Source organism: Streptomyces sp. NRRL S-340 (genome assembly GCF_000720185.1).
Taxonomy (GTDB): Bacteria; Actinomycetota; Actinomycetes; order Streptomycetales; family Streptomycetaceae; genus Streptomyces.
Genome location: NZ_JOIY01000010.1, coordinates 112540 through 131510 on the forward strand (window position 1 = coordinate 112540; position 18971 = coordinate 131510).

The window sequence follows — 18971 nt, forward strand, 5'->3', positions numbered from 1 at the left end:
CCTCGGCGGGACTCACGCCAGGCGGATCACGTTCCAGGACAGGGGTTCCAGGGCCGCGGTCAGGGTGCCGTCGGTCAGGGCGGTGCCCCCGGCCGGGTGCGGGGTGACGCGGTCGGGTTCGGCGAGGGTGTTGCGGGCGTCGGGGTCGGCGTCCGCGAGGACGCTGTGCTCGACGACCCGGCTCAGGCCGAGGCCGTTCAGGGTGACCTCCAGGGGCAGCGCGGCGGTCCGGTCGCGGTTGACGGCGAAGACGGTGACGGTGCCGTCCCCGGCGCGGACCGCGGTGGCGTGCAGCAGGTCGGCCGCGCCGTACTTCTTCGTCTCGTACGCCGGGGAGTCCACGCGGACGTCGAGGACCTCGCCGCGGCCGTACTTCGAGGCCTGGGCGAAGGGGAAGAAGGTCGTCTGCCGCCAGGCCGGGCCGCCGGGCTCGGTCATGATCGGGGCGATGACGTTGACGAGCTGGGCGAGGCAGGCGACGGTGACCCGGTCGGCGTGCCGGAGCAGGGCGATGAGCAGGGAGCCGAACACGACGGCGTCGGTGACGCTGTAGTTGTCCTCGAGCAGGCGGGGGGCCTCGGGCCAGTCCAGGGCGCTGACCTCGGCCTCGGTCCGGGACAGGTACCAGACGTTCCACTCGTCGAAGGACAGGTTGATCTTCTTCTTCGACTTGAGCCGGGCGCCCACGTGGTCGCAGGTGGCCACCACGTTCTCGATGAAGGACTCCATGTCGACGGCGGAGGCCAGGAAGGAGTCGACGTCGCCGTCGAGCGGCTCGTAGTAGGCGTGCAGCGAGACGTAGTCGACGAGGTCGTACGTCTCCTTGAGGACCGTCGCCTCCCACTCGGCGAAGGTGGGCATGGCCTGGCTGGAGGAGCCGCAGGCGACGAGTTCGACGCCCGGGTCGATCTGGCGCATGGCGCGGGCCGTCTCGGCGGCGAGGCGGCCGTACTCCTCGGCGGTCTTGTGGCCGGTCTGCCAGGGGCCGTCCATCTCGTTGCCGAGGCACCACAGCCTGATGCCGAAGGGCTCCTTGTCGCCGTGGGCGACGCGCAGGTCCGAAAGCGCGGTGCCCGAGGGGTGGTTGGCGTACTCCTGGAGTTCCAGGGCCTCGGCGACGCCGCGCGTGCCGAGGTTGACGGCCATCATGGGTTCGGCCTGCGGGCCGATCTTCTTCAGGAACGCGATGTACTCGGACAGGCCGAAGCGGTTGGACTCGGTGGAGCGCCAGGCGAGGTCCAGGCGGCGCGGGCGGTCCTCCACGGGGCCGACGGAGTCCTCCCAGCGGTAGCCGGAGACGAAGTTGCCGCCGGGGTAGCGGATCGCGGTGACGCCGAGTTCGCGCACCAGGTCGAGGACGTCGGTGCGCAGGCCGGCCTCGTCGGCGGCCGGGTGGCCGGGCTCGAAGACACCGGTGTAGACGCACCGGCCGAGGTGTTCGACGAAGGAGCCGAAGAGGCGGGGGTCGACGGCGCCGACGGTGAAGGCGGGGTCGAGGGTGAAGCGGGCGGTGCGCATGGGGTCCTTTCGGTCGGCCGGAAGCGGTGCGGTGCCGGGGGTCACTGGCCCGCCAGGCCCGTGTGGGCGACGCCCCGCACGATCTGGCTCTGGAAGAAGACGAAGACGATGATCAGCGGCAGGCCCGCGATGAGGCCGCCGGCCATGAGCTGGGGCCAGACGATGCCCCAGGCGTTCTGCACGGTGGCGATGCCGTTGGGCATGGTCATCAGGTCGGGGTTGTTCGTCACCATGTACGGCCACAGGAAGTTGTTCCAGGAGGCGATGAAGGTGAAGATGCCGACCGCCGACAGGGACGGCTTGGACAGCGGCAGCACGATGGTGAAGAAGATCCGCCAGCGGCCGGCGCCGTCGATGAACGCGGCCTCCTCCAGCTCCCTGGGCAGGGACTGGAAGAACTTGTAGAGGATGAGGACCATCGCGGCCGGGGCGCACTGCGGCAGGATCATGCCCCAGTAGGTGTCGACCATGCCGAGCGACTGCACGGTGGTGAACAGCGGGACGCCGAGGATCGCCGGGGAGAACATCAGCCCGGCCATGGTGAGCGCCATCAGCGCGGACTTGCCGCGGAACTCGGTGCGGGCGAACCCGTATCCGGCCAGCGCGCTCACCAGCAGCACGATGAAGGTGACGCAGACGGAGACGACGACGGAGTTCACGAACCAGTTCGGGATGTCGCCCGCCGTGAAGACCGCCTTCCAGGAGCCGAGGGTGACGTGGTCGGGGATCCAGTGCGGGGAGGCGACGGACTCGGCCGGGGACTTCAGGGAGGTGGACAGGGCCCAGGCGAGCGGCGAGATCCACAGCAGGGAGAGGAGGGCGGCCACGAGGGTGAGGGCGATCTGGCCGGGGGTCCAGGTGCCGCGCGGCCGGCGCACGGCGGGGGCCGGGGTCGTCATCGGGCGGTCTCCTCACGGTGGCGCAGCAGCCACATCCGGGCCAGGGCGACGGTGGCGACGATGACGAACAGGACGAAGGAGATGGCGGAGGCGTAGCCCACGCGGTAGCTGGTGAAGCCCTGTTCGAGGGTGTACTGGACGAAGGTGCGGGTGGATTCCTCCGGTCCGGGCCCGAAGTCGTACATGACGACGGCCTGGTCGAAGACCTGGAGCGAGGCGAGCACCTGGAGGGCGAGGACGAGGCCGGTGATGGCGCGCAGGTTGGGGACGGTGATGTGCCGCATCCGCTGGAAGGGGCCTGCGCCGTCGAGTTCGGCGGCCTCGTACAGGTGCTGCGGGATGTTCTGCAGGGCGGCCAGGTAGAGCAGGAACGAGAAGCCGACGGTCCACCACAGGGTGGCGATGACGACGGCGAGCAGGGCCGTCGACTTCTGCGTGAGCCAGGGGGTGTTCAGGCCGAGCAGGTGGTTGATCATGCCGTTGGTGGGCTGGAGCAGCCACTTCCACAGGTTGCCGACGACCGCGGACGGCAGCAGGAAGGGCGCGAAGAAGCACAGCCGCCACAGCCACTTGAGGTGGGTGACGTGGTGGGCGATCAGTGCCATCAGCAGGGCGACGACGACGATGCAGGGCACGACTTCGAGGGTGAACCGCACGCTGTGCCACAGCGCGTCCCACACCAGCGGGTCGTGCAGCGCCTCGCGGTAGTTGGCCAGGCCGACGAAGCGGGTGTGGTCGCCGGAGATGTTGGCGTCGGTGAAGCTGAGGTAGAGGCCGCGGACGACCGGCAGGATCACGAACAGCGCGTACAGCAGGAGGAAGGGGGCGACGAACCAGCCTCCGTGCTGGAAGCGGCGGCCCCAGCGGACGCGGGCCGAGTCGGTGGCGGTGGTGGTCCGCGGGCGCAGGGCGGCGCCGGTGGCGACGGTGGTGCTGCTCATGCGGCGGCTCCCGTCAGCTCCTGGGCGGCGGTGCGTCCGTCCATGGGGTTCTTCATGGCGAGCAGCTCCTCCAGGACGTCGCGCATCCGGCGCGCGGCCGTGGGCGGCTTCGCCGAGCCGAGGTTGGAGGAGGCGATGACCGGGCCGATGCGCTGGGCGAGGGTGCCGGTGGAGCCGGCGAACCAGATGCGCGGTTCGGTGGCCGGGTGCTCCATGGCCGGGCGGGAGTACTCGTCCTGCGGGGCCAGTTCCAGGTAGGCGGGGTCCTTGAAGGTGGGCAGGTAGGCGGGGACGTGGCCGCCGCCCGCCCACGCGGTGGCGTGCCGCACGAGGTGGGCGGCGAGCCGGTGCGCGCCCTCGTTCGCGGCGCCGCCGCGGCCGGACTGGTGGGGCAGGACGAAGGAGTGCGACTCGGCGTGGGTGGCGGGCCTGCCGAACACGGGCGGCAGCGGCTGAGCCCCGTACTCGACCTGGTCGCCGAAGTACGGGACGGACCAGTCGCCCTCCCAGGTGAAGGGGGATCCGGCCAGGAAGGCCTCGCCGTCGGCCTCGCCCGCGACGGTGTAGCCGTCGGTGACGTGCTTGCGGAAGAACTCCAGGATCTCGGTGGCCTTGTCGGTGTCGAAGGTGACGTCGGTGCGGTCGTCGGTGAAGTAGGTGCCGGCGAGCTGCTGGTAGAAGGCGACGAAGAACCACCAGCAGAAGTTCTGGTCGTTGGCGTGCAGGCCGAGGGTCTGCACGCCGTTCCTCAGCTGCTTGCGGGCCGCGCGCAGGACGGCGAACCAGTCGTCGGTGCTGGTGGCGGCCGGCAGCCGGCCGTGCTCGTCGAGCAGACCCGCCTTCGCGCAGACGTCCTTGCGGTAGAAGCAGAGCTGGACGTGGATGTCCAGGGGCAGCGCGTACAGCTTGCCGTCGACGATGCCGCGCTTCCACAGCACGGGGTTGAAGTCCGCCTCCCTGACGCCGTACCGGCTGAGGAGGTCCATGTCGAAGGGGTCCAGGAGGCGGCCCGGCGCGAAGCCGGGGATGCGGCCCTGGTGCATGACGGCCAGGTCCGGTGCGCGGTTGCCGGCGGCGGCCATGGCGAGCTTGGTGTAGTAGGGGCCGCCCCAGGTGAGCGTGGAGTCCTTGACGGCCACGTCGGGGTGGGAGGCGCGGAAGGCGTCCACCATCGTGGCCATGTTGGCGCCGTCGCCGCCCTGGAAGAGGTTCCAGTACCGCACCCGGGTGCGGGCGCTCGCGGCGAGGGCGTCGGCGCCCGTGCCGAGCGCGGCGAAACCGAAGCTGCCCGCGACCGCCACGCCTCCCGCGGCGGCGAGAAGTTGCCTGCGATTCAGGCCAGGTCGTCCCATTACCCGCCCTCACTGTTCGAGATTTCGAAAGGTGCTCGTAACTTCGAACGGGACCGTAGAATCGAAGCGCTTGCGCGTCAATGGGTCGGACAAGACTTTCGGACGGAGGGCGGGCGGCCGCGGGCCGGCGCGGCGCCGCGCCGGCGTGGTTGCGGCCGGGGTCGAACGGGCACCGGACGGACACCGTTCGGGGCCGAACGGGGATCGCACGGGCACCGGTCGGGCACCGGGGGCACGCCGGTCGGGCACCGAGGACCGTCAGTCGGGTATCGGCCAGGTGCCGGTCGTGTGCGGGCCGGGGTGCCGCGTGCGGCGGCGGTGGTGGCGGCGGCCGGGTGACGGCGGGGGGCGTGCGGGGCGGGGGCGGTCGCGGGCCGCCGCGTAGGCTCGGGGCCCGGTGCGGTGCGCGGCGCCCGCGCGCGGCGCGGTGCCGCACGGCGGGCGGAGCGGCAGGCCGGCCACCGGGCCGAGCGCGCCGCGAAAGGACCTTTCCCCGGTGCGGGCGGCACGGGGATGATGGGGGGCGGTCCCGGCGGAACAACGGGGGAACAAGGGGAAACGCGTGCGTAGGAAACGGGAGATGCGGCGCCTCGCCGACACTCTCATCGACCCCATCCGGGTGCCCGTCCCCGCGGACCCGGAGGCGTTGTTCACCGCGCTCGTCGACTCCGTCAGCGCCTGGCGCGGCCGGCGGGTCGTCGTCCGCCGCGAGATCTTCCCGCCGCACACCGCCAGCGGGCTGTGGCTGGAGGGCGAGTCCCAGGACGTGGTGGTCGTCGACCGGCGGGCCGCCTCCTGGCACCAGATCGTGATCTTCTGCCACGAGGTGTGGCACATGAACCGGCGGGACGCGGACGACGCGGCGGCCCCGGTCCCGCCCAGCGCCCCGCCCCGGCCCGTCGCCGCACGCACCGATTTCAGCCTCGCCGACGAGCAGGAGGCGGACCGGTTCGGCATGCTCATGGGCGGCAGGCTGCGCACCTGGCTGGAGGGGGCCCCGGCGGACGCCGTCCCGCCACCGGGCACCGAGGAGGACATCGCCGGGCGCATCGGATCCGCGCTCAACTATCGTGGAGCGCGCAGGAGATGAACGGACTGATCAACTACGTCAGCTGCGGCGCGCTGTGGCTCGGGCTGGCGGTCAAGACCCCCGACCTGGTCCGCCACCGGCGCGACCCCTACCTGCGCGCGATCTGCGTGGTGCTGGCCCTGGCGGGCGCCTGCTTCTTCCTCGGGGCCGCGCCGACGGTCGGCACCGTCAACCGGCTCAGCGGCGTGCCGAACCTCGCCGCGCCGCTCACCTACGCGTCCATCACCGCCTACAGCGCCGCCTCCCAGGTCCTCGTCGTGCACTGGCGGGGCGGGGAGCGGGTGCGCCGGGTGACCCGCCGCTGGATGACCGCCTACGCCTGCGTGGCCGTCGGCATCGCCGCCATGTTCGTGCTCGGCCGGGCGCCGGTGGAGCGCCGCACGGACCTGGACACGTACTACGCCACGACGCCGTTCATCGCCGAGATGATCGTGCTGTACCTGGCCGCGCACCTCGCCGCGGTGAGCGTCACCACCGTCTCGGCGCTGCGCTGGGCCCGTGAGGTACGGGGCTGGCTGCGCGCCGGACTGGTGCTCCTGGGCCTGGGTTCGCTGTGCAGCGCGGGGTACGGGGTGACCAAGTCCGTTGCGGTGGCGGCCCGTTGGTCCGGGCGGGACTGGTCGGCGCTGAGCACCGACGTGTCGCCCGCCGCCGCGGGTCTCGGTGCGCTGGTCACCTCGGTCGGGATCCTGGTGCCGCTGACCGGGCCCCGGCTCGCGCAGTGGTGGCGGTCCTGGCGGGCGTACGCCCGGCTGGCACCGCTGGAGCGGGAACTGGACGACCTCCTCACCCGCCGCGCCCTCCGGCTGCCCCGCCCGCGCTGGTGTTCCCCCACCACGCGGCTCATCTGGCGCCAGACCAGCATCCACAACGCGCTCAGCTACCTGGACGCGTTCTTCGACCGCGCCCTGTACGAGCGCGTCCGGACCAGGACCCTGGCCGCCACCGGCGATCCGGAGCAGGCGGAGGCCGCGGCGTGGGCGGCGGTCATCACGGGGGCGCTGCGGCAGCACGGCGGGTGCCCGGCCCGCGAGGCGGGCACCGGGGCCGGGGCGTCCGACGCGCGGGGCGGCCTTACGGCGCCGGAGGCCGGTGCCGGCCATGCGGCGCTGGAGACCGCGGTGCGCGGTGTGCTGCGGGACGGCACGCGGACCGAGGAGGCGGCCGGTCCGCCGCTGCGGGTGCTCGACGGCGTCGGGCCGGTGACCGGCCCCGAGGGCGGGGGCGGCCGGTGGCCGGTGCTGCTCGACGGGGTCGGACGGCCCCAGCCGGCCCCGGACGCGGAGCGGCTCGCGCCGGACGCGGAGCGGCTCACACCCGCCGCGGAACGGGTCACTCCGGGCGCGGAGCGGCTCGCGTCGGACGCCGGGGAAGCGGTCCGCACCGCGCCGTCCGCAGCGGTCCCCGCCGGCCCGGCCACGCCCGCTGCGGACGGAGCGCCGAACGGGCGGCCGGGCGGGCGGGTGCCCGGTCCCGCGCTGCTCGTACGGATCGCCGACACGCTGGGGGCCGCGCGGCGCCCGGCGCACGGCCCACGGCCGTCGGAGGCGGTGTGACGGGGGCGCCCGCACCCGCGCGCACGAGGGAACCGCTGCGCCCGCGCGCCGCCGGCCCGGCCGGGCGGAGGTGGCGCGGGTGAGCCTCGTCGTCTATCTCGCGGCGGGCCTGTTCGGGCTGTCGGCCGTGGTGCTGTGCCGGCGGCCGCCGCGGGCCGTGCGGGACCCGCTGACCGTGTCCACCTGCGTGGCGATCGTGCTCGGCTCGCTGGTGTTCGTCTGCTCGGCACCGCTGACCCTGGCCGCCGTCAACGACCTCACCGGCATCCCCAACTTCGGCGCCCCGCTGACGTACGGCATGCTCAGCGCGTACAGCTGCTCGCTGCTGATCCTGCTCATCCACTGGCGTGGCGGGCCCCCCGAGCGGGTCCGGCGGATGGTGCTGCGCAGTATCGCCGCCTACGTCCCGCTGATCGCCGCCATCGTCGTCCTGTTCGCGCTGGGCGACGCCCGCACCGAGCGGCTCACCGACCTCGACACGTACTACGCCAACACCCCGTACCTGTGCGAGATGATCCTGCTCTACCTCGTCGGGCACAGCGCGGCGACCCTGGCGACGTGCGTGCTGTGCGTGAAGTGGAGCCGCGAGGTCACCGGGCTGCTGCGGACCGGGCTGCGCCTCATCCTCGCCGGTTCCGCGCTGGACGTGGTCGGCTTCCAGCTGACCAAGTACACGGCGGTGGCCGCCCGGTGGACGGGTCACGACCTGGACGTGCTGTCCACGCAGGTCGCGCCGCCGCTGGCCTCCCTCGGCGCGCTGCTGTGCTCGGCGGGTTTCGTGCTGCCCAGGCTGCTGCCGTCCGCCCTCGCCCAGTTGCGCAGCCTGGACGACTACCGCACCCTCGCCCCGCTGTGGGCGCGGATCCGCTTCGTGTCGACCGCGCCCAAACCGCCCAGCGGCTGGTGGCAGTTGCCGCGGGCCCGGCTGCACTGGCGCGAGGTGTCCATCCACGACGCGCTGCTGGGCCTCGCGCCGTACTTCGACGACACGGTCCGCGAACGCGCCCTGGCAGCCGCCCGGCGCGCGGGCCGCACCCCGCACGACGCCCGGATCGCGGCGGAGGCGGCGATGCTCGCCGACGCCGCCCGCCGCGCCGCCGCCCGCGAGGACCCCCTGCCCACGCCGAGCGGCTACCGCCTGCACGCCACGGAGGTGTCCGGGACGAGCGGGCTGGTGGAACTGGCGCAGGCACTGGTCCGGCCGCCGGCCGGAACCCCCGTACGGGGAGGAACGGTGAGGACCTCCCATGGCTGAGCCCGTGATCCACTCCGAGGAGCCCCATGTCCCTGTCCCTGCCTCCCCTGCCTCCCCTGCCGCCGCTGCCCCCGGGCCGCGGTCCGGGCCGGCGCAGGGCCGTGATCGTCGGTGCCGGTCTGGCCGGCATGCTGGCCGCGGCGGCGCTGTCCGGCGTCGTGGACGAGGTGGTCGTGCTCGACCGGGACGACCTGCCGGCCGGCCCCGAGCACCGCAAGGGGCTGCCCCAGGGGCGCCATGCCCATCTGCTGATGGCCGGCGGCCTGGCCGCCATGGAGGACCTGGTGCCGGGCGGCGGCGTGCGCGAGCGGCTGCTGGCGGCGGGCGCCCGTGAGATACCGCTCGGCTCGGGCATGCTGGCCCTCACCTCCGAGGGCTGGCTGCGGCGCTGGCGGCACGACGGCCCGCGCATGCTCAGCTGCACCCGCGCGCTGCTGGACTGGACGGTGCGGGACGCCGTCCTCGCGCACACCCGCACCGAGGTCCGCAGGGCGGGGGCCGTGGGGCTGGTGGGCGACGCGGAGCGGGTGCGCGGCGTACGGATCGCGGCGGCGGGCCCCGGTGCGGCGGACGGCGGGCCGCGGGAGGAGACCGAACTGGCCGCCGACTTCGTCGTCGACGCGAGCGGGCGCGGCTCACGCGTCGTCACCTGGCTGGAGGAGATCGGCGTCACGGACGTGCGGACCAGGAGCGTCGACTGCGGCCTGGTCAACGCCACGCGCGTCTACCGTACGCCGGCGGGCGCCGAACAGTTCCCGCTGACGATCGTGCAGGCCGACCCGTACCGCTCGCTGCCGGGCCGCAGCGGCATGGTCCTGCCGATCGAGCAGGACCGCTGGATGGTCAGCCTCGCCGGAACCCGCGGCGGCGGTGAGCCCCCCGCCGACCCGGACGGCTTCCTCGCGTACGCGCTCGCCCTGCCGAGCCCGCTCGTGGGCCGTCTCGCCTCCGGCGCCGAACCCCTCACGGACGTGCACATCAGCCGCAGCACCAGCAACGTGCGGCGCTACCTGGAGAAGACCGCGCGCTGGCCGGAGGGTTTCGTCGCCCTGGGCGACGCGGTGGCCACCTTCAACCCGGCCTACGGGCAGGGCATGTCGGTGGCCGCGCTGGGTGCGCGGATGCTGGCCGGACAGGTGCGGCGGGGCGGTCCCCACGCGCCCGGCCTGGCCCGGCGGGTGCAGCGCGGGAACGCCCGGTGGGTCGACGCGGCCTGGGCGGCGGCGGTAGGCCAGGACGTCTGGTACCCGGACACGCGCGGCGCCCGGCCGACCGCGGCGGACCGGCTGACCACGGCCTACAGCCGCCGGCTGACCCGGGCCGCCACCGGCTCCCACCGGGCGGCGGCGGCGCTGTGGGACGTGACGAGCCTGCGCACCGGCCCGGAGCGCCTCTTCCGCCCCCGCACGCTCCTCGACGTGGCGTGCGGCCCCCTGCTGCCCCCGCTGTCCGGCCCGCCGCTGACGGCGTCCGAGCGCAAGATCCTCGGGGAACTGGACCGGGCGGGGGCGGAGGCGGGGCAGACGGCGGCGAAGCGGTAAGGCCCGCCGGTCCGCAACCGCGGCCTGCGGGCCAGGGCGGTCCCCTCAGCCCCGGCTCCCCTCACCAGGCCCGTTCGCTCAGCCACGGCCCGCCCTAGCCAGGCCCGTTCGCTCAGCCACGGCCCGCCCTAGCCAGGCCCGTTCGCTCAGCGACGGCCCGCCCTGCCAGGCCCGGTTCCTCAGCCCCTACCGCCCGTCAGGCCCGAGCCCCCGGCCGCGGCCTGCGGCCAGGGCCGTCCCCTCAGCCCGGCTCCCCTCACCAGACCCGGTCCCTCAGCCGAGGCGCGCCCGCCAGGCCCGTTTCGCTCAGCCATGGGCCGCCCCGCCAGACCCGTTCCCTCAGCCCCTGCCCGCCCCGCCGGGCCCGGTCCCTCAGCCCGCGAACGCCGGCTGGGGCAGGCCGCTGCCCGCGTCCGGCACCACCAGGAGGGAGCCGGCCAGCGGGTGCGGTGCGGTCAGACCGGTGCGGGCCGTGGTGACGTACAGGTCGCTCAGGCCCGCGCCGCCGAACGCACAGGCGGTGGCGCGCGGGACGGGGAGGGTGACGACGCGGTCCAGCACGCCGTCGGGGGTGTAGCGCCGCACCGCGCCGCCGTCCCACAGGGCCACCCACACGCACCCGTCGGCGTCGACGGTCAGCCCGTCCGGGTAGCCCGCGCCCTCCTCCACCTGCGCCAGCGGCCGTCTGTTCACGGCCTGCCGGCCGCCGTCCAGGACGTCGAAGACGTCGATCCGGCGGGTCGGGGTGTCCACGTAGTACATCCGGCGGCCGTCCGGGCTCCAGCCGGTGCCGTTGCTCACCGTCACATCGGTCAGGAACGGTTCGGCCGCGCCGTCACCGGTGAAGCGGGACAGGGTGCCGCCGCCCGGCGCCTCGTCGTAGCGCATGGTGCCGGCCCACAGGGAGCCGTCGGGCGCCACGGCGGCGTCGTTGCCGCGGCGGCCGGGCACCGGGTCGCGGTGCAGCCAGCGGAAGGCGCCCTCGGGACCGGGGTCGACCAGGCCGATCCCGTCGCGCAGGTTCAGCACCAGTCCCCCGCCGGCGCGCGGCTTGGCCGCGCCCACGTGCTGGCCCGTGGCGCGGACCGTGCGCCGGCCGGTCGCCGGATCGTAGGTGTGCACCCGGGAGGAGAGGATGTCCACCCAGATCAGCCGCTCCCGCGCCGGGTCCCACGTCGGTCCCTCGCCCAGCTCGGCCCGGGCCGCCACCGCCACGTCGTACGCCGTCGCCGTCATGCCGCGCTCCGGTGGCCGAGGCGCTCCGAGAGCTGGGCCGCGCCCTTCACGGCGAGCTGCTCCAGCTCGCTCCTGCGCTCCTCGCTCCAGCGGATCATCGGCACGGAGATGGACAGGGCCGCGACCACCCGGCCGGTGCGGTCGCGCACCGGGGCGGCCACGCAGCTGACGTCGGGGTTGGACTCGCGGTTCTCCACGGCCAGGCCGCGCCGCCGGATCTCGGCCAGGGCCTCGCGCAGGGCGGCGGGATCGGTGATGCTGTTGGGGGTCATCGCGACCAGTTCGGCGCCGTCCGGGACGCGTTCGGCCAGTGCTGACTCGGGGAGGGAGGCGAGCAGCATCTTGCCGACGGAGGTGCAGTGCGCCGGGAGGCGGCGGCCGGCGGCGGAGACCATGCGGACCGCGTGCGTGGAGTCGACCTTGGCGATGTAGATGACGTCGGCGCCCTCCAGGATCGCCACGTGCACCGTTTCGTCGCAGGTCTCCGCGACGGCGCGGGCCACCTGCTGGCCCTCGGCGGCGAGGTCGAGCTGCTCGGCGTAGCGGCTGCCGAGCTGGTAGGGGCGCACGCCCAGCCGGTAGCGTCCGGGCTGGCCGGTCACCGGGACGATGTACTGGCGGGCGGCGAGCGTGGTGACCAGCTCGTGCACCGTGGTGCGCGGCAGCTGGAGCCGGCGCACGATGTCGGGGGCGGAGAGCGTGCCGTCCCCGTCGAGGAACAGCTCGAGTATGTCGAGAGCCCGGGTCACGGCAGGTACGAGGCGTCCCACGACCGGTCCCCTCCCTGGATCCAGGCCTGTTCGAGATTTCAACAGGCGATCGGCATGACGAACACAGGCTAGCCATGGCGGGGGGCGGGGGCAATGGGGCGGCCCTTGCGCCCCTGCGCGACGATGGTGCGCATGGCTGCCTCCTCCTCCGCGTCCGGGCCCTTCACCGCGCGTGACTTCCAGCTCGTGCTGCTGCGGCGCATGGCCGATCACCAGCCGGACCTGGTCGCGGACGCCCGGCGGGAGCTGGGGGCGTCGCTCGCGCAGATGCGGGAGGCCAACAAGCGGTGGCAGGCGATGGTGCGCTCGCCCCGGGCCCGTTCGGCCGCCGCCCGCTACCGATCCGTCCTCGGCGCCCCCGAGTCCACGGCCGCCCGCCGCATCGGCGACCTGGACTGCGAGGCCCGGCAGTGGCCGCTGCCGCTCTGGCCCGGGCTGCGCTTCGAGGTGCTGGCCGGCCCCGACGGCCAGGTCTGGAACGCGTGGCTGGTCCGCGCCCCCGGGGCCGAAGGCCCTGACCTGCGGACGGTCGACGATCTCGCCCCCTGGTCCTGCACGGTCGAGGAGGCCGCCCGCGCCTTCGCCCCCGCCCGCCCGCTGGAGGGCACCGCGCCGACACGGTGGGGACTGGCCTTCACCGCGCCCGACGCGCAGGGCGTACGGCACGAGGTCGTCGCGGAGTTCACCTGGGGGCTGCTCCAGCGGACACGGGTCGGGGACGAACCGGACGCGTAACCCATCCCGGAACCGCCCCGGCACACACAGGTCAGGGACGAACCGGACGCGCAGCCCGCGCGGGGTTCCCGGGGCGGGCCGGGACGGCGGCCAGGATGTCCCGCACCACCCGCTCCTGCGATCCGGGATGCAGCCACAGGAACAGGTTCGGCTCGACCAGCTCCAGTTCCATGACGCACGGCGCACCGCCCTCGCCGCCTGCCTCGCCCGCCCCCGCCGGTCCGCCTCGACCGTCCGGTCCGTCCTGCCCGTCCGGTCCGGTCTGCCCGTCCGGTCCGTCCACGAGGTCGACGCGGGCGTACAGCAGCTCGGGTGCTCCGGGCACGGCGGCCAGCGCCCGCCGCGCCACGGCGAGTTCGGCGGGTGTCGGGGTCCACGGTTCGAGGTCCGGGTGGGCCACCTTCTCGGCGTCGAAGGCCGTTCCCGGCGAGAGCACGGCCCGCTTGCGGCTGGCGTGCAGCAGCCGGCCGCCGAAGAACTGCAGCGCCCGCTCCCCGCCGGTGTCGATGCGGGTCAGGTAGGGCTGCACCATCGCGGTCATGCCCTCCGCGTGCATGCGCGCCACCTGCGCGGCGGCCGTCTCCCGCTCGGCGGGCGCGTACCTGGCGGCGTACCGGGCGCCCGCCCCGAAGACCGGTTTGACGACGAAGTCGTGGTCGCCGGGCAGGTCCTGCGGCCCGCACGGGTCCCCGGGCGCCAGGTAGCGGGTCGGCACGACGGGCACCCCGGCCGCGGCGAGGTCCCCGAGGTAGCGCTTGTCTGTGTTCCAGCGCACGACAGCGGCCGGGTTGGCCAGCCGCGTCACCTTCGCGCACCGCTCGGCCCAGGCCGCGAACTCGGCGGCGCGCCAGCTGTAGTCCCAGGTCGACCGTATGACGACGAGGTCGTAGGAGGCCCAGTCGGCGTCCGCGTCGTCCCAGGGCACGGCGTCGGCGTCGGCTCCGGCGGCGCGCAGGGCCGCGAGGAGCGGGCCGAGGTCTCGGTCGCGGTTCGGCACGGCTCCGGGATCGTAGGTGACAAGGGCGACACGGGGCACGGCGGGCTCCTTCTGCGGGGCGGGGCGGTTCTCGCGTCCGGCCGGCGGCGCGTGCCGGCCGGGTCGCGGCTCCAGCGGGTGAACGGTCCGGGCGAACGGTCCGCGGTGCACGCTAACAACCGCCGCCGCCGCGACCGGAACGCGCTCCTTGACCTTCACCTTCGGGGAAGCCTCAGCATCGGTGGCGGGAACGGAGACGAGGTCCACATGCCTACGCCGGCCCGCGCCTGCTCGCCGTGGCCGACGGCTACGGGGCCGGCGGCGCGCGGGCGGGCAGTGCGGCCGTGTCGGCGCTGCGGACGCTGGACACGGCACGGCCGCCCGCCGGGAGCGTGCTGAACCTGCTGGAGGACGCCCTCCAGGACGCGACCCGCGCGGTGGCGGACGCCACCGGCGGCGAGGAGGCCGGTACGACCCTGACCGCGCTGCTGTGGACCGGCTCCCGGCTCGCCCTGGTGCACGTCGGGGACAGCAGGGCGTACCTGCTGCGCGGGAGCGGGCTGTTCCGGGTCACCCAGGACCACACCGTGGTCCAGGCGATGCTGGACGAGGGGCGACTGACGCCCGTGGAGGCGGTGAGCCACCCGCAGCGCGCGCTGCTCCTGCGGGCGCTGGACGGCGGCGGCACCCCGTCCCTCCCGGACCTGCGCCTGCACGACCCGCTGCCCGGCGACCGGTACCTGCTGTGCTCCGACGGCCTGTCCGGAGTCGTCCCCGACGACCGGATCCAGGCCCTCCTGGCCCGCGCGGCGGACCCGGACACGGCCGTACGTTCCCTGGTCGACGCCGCGAACACCGCCGGCGGCCCGGACAACGTCAGCTGCGTCGTGGCCGACGTGGTGGAGGCCGGGTCGGCCTGAAACCCCGGGTGCCGGGTGGTGGCCCTCGGGGGAGGCGATGGTCGGCGTGCGACGGCGGGGAGTCGTATGACGATCCGAACAAGGGATCAGTTGTTCCCTGGAACAGGTGATCGTCGCAGAAGTGATCGGTGCGGGGCCGGCGGGGCGGCAGATACTGACGGTGCGCAAGCGACGGGCTGCAGACCGTGGTCGGCGCGTGTCCCACTTGAGGCAACACAAGGAGAATGCACGATCATGAACTTCCTCACCGACGTCCTCGCCGGCCTGATCCACATCGTCGGCTGGCTGGTCTGACGGCAGCGACAGCGCAGGCAGCACGGCGGCGCCGCCTCCCCGTCCCAGGGAGGCGGCGCCGCCCGCGTGCGCGCGGGATCTTCCGGGGCGCGCTGCCTCAGCGCCGCCCCACCCCCACGGCCCGGACGAGCTCCTGCCGCACGGACCCGCCCCGGTCGTCGCCGGCGAAGGCCCGCAGCGAGACGGTGGCCGCGCCGCGCGGCACGGTGAGCGTGCCCTTCCAGGAGGCGTGGGAGCCGCTGAGCCGCACCTTCTGCCACGTCCTGCCCTCGTCGTACGAGACGTCCAGCCGCCCTCCGGAGATGGTGCCGGTGCCGGGCGCGCCCGCCACGTACTCGGCGTGCAGGCCCACCGGGATCCGGCCGCCGGCCCGCAGCTCGCCCGCGAGGTCGGTGTCCAGGGCGAAGCCGAGGTTGATCAGCGGCAGCGCGGTCCACCGGTCACCGGGCGTGGCCGCCGAGCGGAACGTCCACTCGGCGTGGCCCCGGCTCGCGAGCTTCCAGCGGGCCGGGTCGAGCGCGGTGTCGGTGACGAGCTTGTAGGTGTGCTCGTCGGCGGGCGCGTCCCACACGTACGCGGCCGAACTGGCGCCCCGGTCGACCTCCTTGCCGTCCAGGTAGGCGACGGTGGTCTGGGTCATGCCGCTGTCCGGGCTCCACACGTCGCCGAAGCCGGTGTGGTCGGGCCCGGAGTCGCCCCAGCCGGGGGCGTTGAACCGGATGGTGTCGCCCGACCGCTGCTGCCCCCAGCCCAGGCCGGTGCCGAGCCACGGGTGCAGGACGGGCTTGAACCAGTCCAGTTCCCCGTGCGAGCCGCCGGTGTAGCGGACCAGGCCGCTGCGCTCCTCCAGGGTGCCCTCGCCGAGCGTCACGGACTCGTGCCAGCGCTGGCCGGGGCCGGTGGAGACGTAGTCGGTCCGCTCGGCCGGGAAGCCGGCGCTCTCCTGGAAGCCGATGCCGACCGGGAAGGTGTCGGTGATCGAGTAGCGGAACTCGCCGCCGCCCGCCGCCCGGCCGGCGTGGAACTTCACGTCGAGGGCGGCCAGTTGCCGGTGGTCCGGCCGGTAGGTCAGGTCACGGTCGGGGACGGCGCCCGGGTGGCCCTCCGAGAGGTCGTAGACGTAGGGGGTGCGGCGGGTGCCGGTCATGTCGACGTGGTGGGCGGCGCGCAGCCGGGCGGCGTCGGCGGCGTTCACCGAGGCGATCTGGAGCGGGCGGTCGGCGTTGTCGTCGGTGCCCCACCACAGACTGAGCCGGCCGGGCGCGTCGTCGGTCACGAACAGCGCCCGGGCGCCCGCCTCCTGCGCGGCCTGGGCGAGGGCGGCCGGGTCGCCGCCTTCCGGGAGCCGGGCCAGGACCGCCTTGCCGCGCACGTCCGAGCCGGTGAAGTCCCCGGTGCCGACGTCGACCAGCGGGAGCCTGCTGCGGCCCTCGGTCAGGGTGCCGCCCGCCTGGACGAGTGCGTCGCCGATCCCCTTGACCTCCAGGAGGGGCTTGCCGAGCCGCCACACGGTCCGGTACTCGAAGCTGCCCTGCTTCACCGGCGCGGTCGGCGCCGCGAAGACGCTGTCGTACATCAGGGGCACCTGGACGGCACCGAACAGGTCGGAGCCGCCCGCCTTGCGGTCGTACTCCATGAGGAGCTGCCGCCGTTCGGTGCGGCGGCCGGCGTCGGCGCGGACCTCGCGCAGCCGGCGCCCGTCCAGGGTGATCTCGCGGTCCCGGTCGAGGGTGATCTCGGGGGCGGCGAGGAAGCCGAGCCCGAGGGAGTCGGCGCCGTGGCTGCCGCGCACGTCGAGGAAGGAGGAGACGCTGTAGGTGCCCGGCCGCAGCCGCAGCCGCAGGGTGCCGGAGTCGTCGACGCGGGCGCTGAACGGGTCGACTCCCGCGGCGAGTTGCTGCACGGCGAGGTCGGCCGCGGTGGCGGTGCCGGACCGGTCCTTGACGTGCACGGTGAGGGTGTAGCGCTCGTCCTCCTTGACCAGCCCGAACGCGGTGTGCGCTACGGGGGTGCCGGCGGCCGAGGCCACGATCTGCCCGCTGGTCGTCCCCACCGGCGCCTTCGCGCCGTCACCGGTGACGGTGGTGGAGGCGGTGCCGTGGGCGGGCACGGTCAGCTTCGTGCCGGCGAGGGTGGCCACGCCCTCGGGGGCGCCCTGCACGGCCAGGGTCAGGTCCACGGGCCGGTCGGCGGAGTTGGTGTAGGTGAGGGTGCGGGTGACCGGCTTGTTCCCGTCGTAGGGCCAGCCGTAGAAGCCGAGGTCGGCACTGCCGGTGGCGGTGACCTCGGCGGCCACCGCACCGGGCACGCTGACCCGGCCCGCGCCCAGCGTGTAGGCGGAGGCGTCCACCCGCTGCGACGTCGACATCAGCGCGTCCTTGAGCCGGGCGGCGCTCCAGTCGGGGTGTTCCTGGGCGAGCAGCGCGGCGACCCCGGCGACGTGCGGCGTCGCCATGGACGTACCGCTCATGGTCGTGTAGTCGCCGCTGCCCTCGGTGAGCCGGGAGCGGGCGGCGAGGATGTCGACGCCGGGGGCCGCGAGGTCGGGCTTGAGGGCGTTGTCGCCCAGGCGGGGTCCGGCGCTGGTGAAGTAGGCGGCCCGGTCGGCGGAGTCGACCGCGGAGACGGTCAGGGCCGCGTCGGCGGCGCCGGGGGAGCCGATGGAGGAGGGGGCTCCGGTGTTCCCGGCGGCGATCACGAAGAGCGCGCCGGTCTGCGCGGTCAGGGTGTTCACGGCCTGCGCCATGGGGTCGGTGCCGTCGCTGGCCTCGGTGGAGCCCAGCGACATGGACACGATCCGCGCGTGCACGTCCCGCGCGGCCCACTCCATGCCGGCGATGATCTGCGACTCGCTGCCGGTGCCCTGGTCGTCGAGGACCTTGCCGACGGCGAGCGTGGCGTCGGGTGCGACGCCCTTCTCCTTGCCGCCGGAGGCGGCGCCGCTGCCGCCGACGGTGGAGGTCACGTGGGTGCCGTGGCCGTTGCGGTCGGCGACCTCCTCGCCGGGGATGAAACTCCTGGTCTGCGCGACCCGTCCGGCGAGGTCGGGGTGGGTGGTGTCGACCCCCGTGTCGAGGACGGCGACGGTGACGCCCTTGCCGGTCAGCCCGGACTCCCAGGCCTTCGGTGTGCCGATCTGGGCGTTGGACTCGGCCATGCCGGCACTGACCCGGCCGTCCAGCCAGACCTTCTCGACGCCCTCCGCCGACAGGCCGCGCGCCGTGCCCGGCCGGGCGAACTCCCGCCAGAACGCCCGCCCCTTGTCCGCCTCCACGGCGGCGCCGTGCACGCTGGCGAGGTTCCGGGTCCGCTCGGTGCCGCGCGGGGTGCGCACCGCCTGCCCCTTGCCGTAGGTCACGATCAGCGGCAGTTCACCGGTGCTCCGGTCACCGAGCCCCTGGCGCAGCAGCTCGCTGACGTCGAACAGCCGCGGGTCGAGCCGGCCCGTCCGCAGATAGGGCCGTGCCTCGTCCGGTACGACGGTGACGGTGCCGTCGGCCACGCTGGTCCGCACGGCGCCGACGGCCCCGGCGGGCCGCCGCACCGTGACCGTGCTCCGGCCACCGCCGAGCGGGGTGAGGGTGACCCGGTCGCCGGTGACGAGGGTGACGGTGCGGGCGGCGTCCGGCTTCGCGGCTACGGCGGCCCCCGGGGCGGCGGCGCCGGGGCGGGGGGCGGCGGCCTGCTGGGCGGCGGCCTGCCCGGCGGGCAGCAGGGCGATCACGAGCCCGGCCGACAGGAGGGTCGCTCTCCGTCTGCCTGGTCCTCTGCTCATCCGTGCCTCTCTTCGTTTCGGAAGCTGCGTCGAATGGTGCGTCGAGTGCTGCGAAGAGTGTCAGGAGACTTGTGCGGCAAGGGAGTTGACGAGGACTGGCGGATGGCTGCCGT

At 74.6% G+C, this 18971-nt stretch carries 13 protein-coding genes and 1 pseudogene; 6 read left to right on the plus strand and 8 right to left on the minus strand.

Going from position 1 to position 18971, the window contains the following annotated elements:
- Positions 1 to 12: 12 nt before the first annotated feature.
- From IG64_RS10025 to IG64_RS10040, 4 genes are read right to left on the minus strand one after another with little or no spacing between them, the layout of a single operon-like run.
- Entirely contained in the window at positions 13 to 1518 is a 1506-nt protein-coding gene (locus tag IG64_RS10025) for an alpha-N-arabinofuranosidase (RefSeq protein WP_037854233.1), read from the minus strand.
- A gap of 41 nt (positions 1519 to 1559) precedes the next feature.
- Entirely contained in the window at positions 1560 to 2417 is an 858-nt protein-coding gene (locus IG64_RS10030) for a carbohydrate ABC transporter permease (protein ID WP_037854234.1), read from the minus strand.
- Complete coding sequence (locus IG64_RS10035) at positions 2414 to 3358, minus strand: carbohydrate ABC transporter permease (protein ID WP_037854235.1); 945 nt, start codon at positions 3356 to 3358, stop codon at positions 2414 to 2416. The genes IG64_RS10030 and IG64_RS10035 overlap by 4 nt, the downstream gene beginning before the upstream one ends.
- A complete protein-coding gene (locus tag IG64_RS10040; protein WP_037854236.1) occupies positions 3355 to 4710 on the minus strand; it encodes an extracellular solute-binding protein in 1356 nt (451 codons plus the stop codon). Before IG64_RS10040 ends, IG64_RS10035 begins: the two co-directional genes overlap by 4 nt.
- Positions 4711 to 5290: 580 nt before the next feature.
- Between IG64_RS10040 and IG64_RS10050 the strand changes: the two genes are divergently transcribed.
- The 4 genes from IG64_RS10050 (at position 5291) to IG64_RS10065 (ending at position 10152) form a co-directional block, all read left to right on the plus strand.
- A complete protein-coding gene (locus IG64_RS10050) occupies positions 5291 to 5800 on the plus strand; it encodes a hypothetical protein (protein WP_037854238.1) in 510 nt (169 codons plus the stop codon).
- Positions 5797 to 7356: an MAB_1171c family putative transporter gene (locus tag IG64_RS10055; RefSeq protein ID WP_037854240.1), complete on the plus strand. Its 1560-nt coding sequence runs from the start codon at positions 5797 to 5799 to the stop codon at positions 7354 to 7356. The genes IG64_RS10050 and IG64_RS10055 overlap by 4 nt, the downstream gene beginning before the upstream one ends.
- A 79-nt stretch (positions 7357 to 7435) precedes the next feature.
- On the plus strand, positions 7436 to 8611 hold the full coding sequence (locus tag IG64_RS10060) for an MAB_1171c family putative transporter (protein WP_037854241.1): 1176 nt from the start codon (positions 7436 to 7438) through the stop codon (positions 8609 to 8611).
- A gap of 128 nt (positions 8612 to 8739) precedes the next feature.
- Positions 8740 to 10152 (plus strand): pyridine nucleotide-disulfide oxidoreductase, encoded by a 1413-nt coding sequence (locus IG64_RS10065; RefSeq protein ID WP_051812638.1) that lies wholly within the window; start codon positions 8740 to 8742, stop codon positions 10150 to 10152.
- A 372-nt stretch (positions 10153 to 10524) separates the two neighbouring features.
- Here IG64_RS10065 and IG64_RS10070 read toward each other — a convergent pair whose 3' ends face one another.
- The gene (locus tag IG64_RS10070) at positions 10525 to 11388 is read right to left on the minus strand and encodes an SMP-30/gluconolactonase/LRE family protein (protein WP_037854243.1); all 864 of its coding nucleotides are present in this window, start codon (positions 11386 to 11388) and stop codon (positions 10525 to 10527) included.
- Complete coding sequence (locus tag IG64_RS10075; protein WP_037854245.1) at positions 11385 to 12158, minus strand: IclR family transcriptional regulator; 774 nt, start codon at positions 12156 to 12158, stop codon at positions 11385 to 11387. Before IG64_RS10075 ends, IG64_RS10070 begins: the two co-directional genes overlap by 4 nt.
- Before the next feature lie 132 nt (positions 12159 to 12290).
- Between IG64_RS10075 and IG64_RS10080 the strand changes: the two genes are divergently transcribed.
- The gene (locus tag IG64_RS10080) at positions 12291 to 12893 is read left to right on the plus strand and encodes a hypothetical protein (RefSeq protein ID WP_199811556.1); all 603 of its coding nucleotides are present in this window, start codon (positions 12291 to 12293) and stop codon (positions 12891 to 12893) included.
- A 31-nt stretch (positions 12894 to 12924) separates the two neighbouring features.
- Here the strand turns inward: IG64_RS10080 and IG64_RS10085 are convergent, their stop codons facing one another.
- Complete coding sequence (locus tag IG64_RS10085; protein ID WP_051812641.1) at positions 12925 to 13929, minus strand: hypothetical protein; 1005 nt, start codon at positions 13927 to 13929, stop codon at positions 12925 to 12927.
- Between the two features lie 209 nt (positions 13930 to 14138).
- Here IG64_RS10085 and IG64_RS10090 point away from each other — a divergent pair.
- Positions 14139 to 14789, plus strand: a pseudogene (locus IG64_RS10090) (PP2C family protein-serine/threonine phosphatase); the annotation flags it as partial.
- Between the two features lie 391 nt (positions 14790 to 15180).
- Here the strand turns inward: IG64_RS10090 and IG64_RS10095 are convergent.
- On the minus strand, positions 15181 to 18858 hold the full coding sequence (locus IG64_RS10095; protein WP_037854248.1) for a S8 family serine peptidase: 3678 nt from the start codon (positions 18856 to 18858) through the stop codon (positions 15181 to 15183).
- Positions 18859 to 18971: the final 113 nt, after the last annotated feature.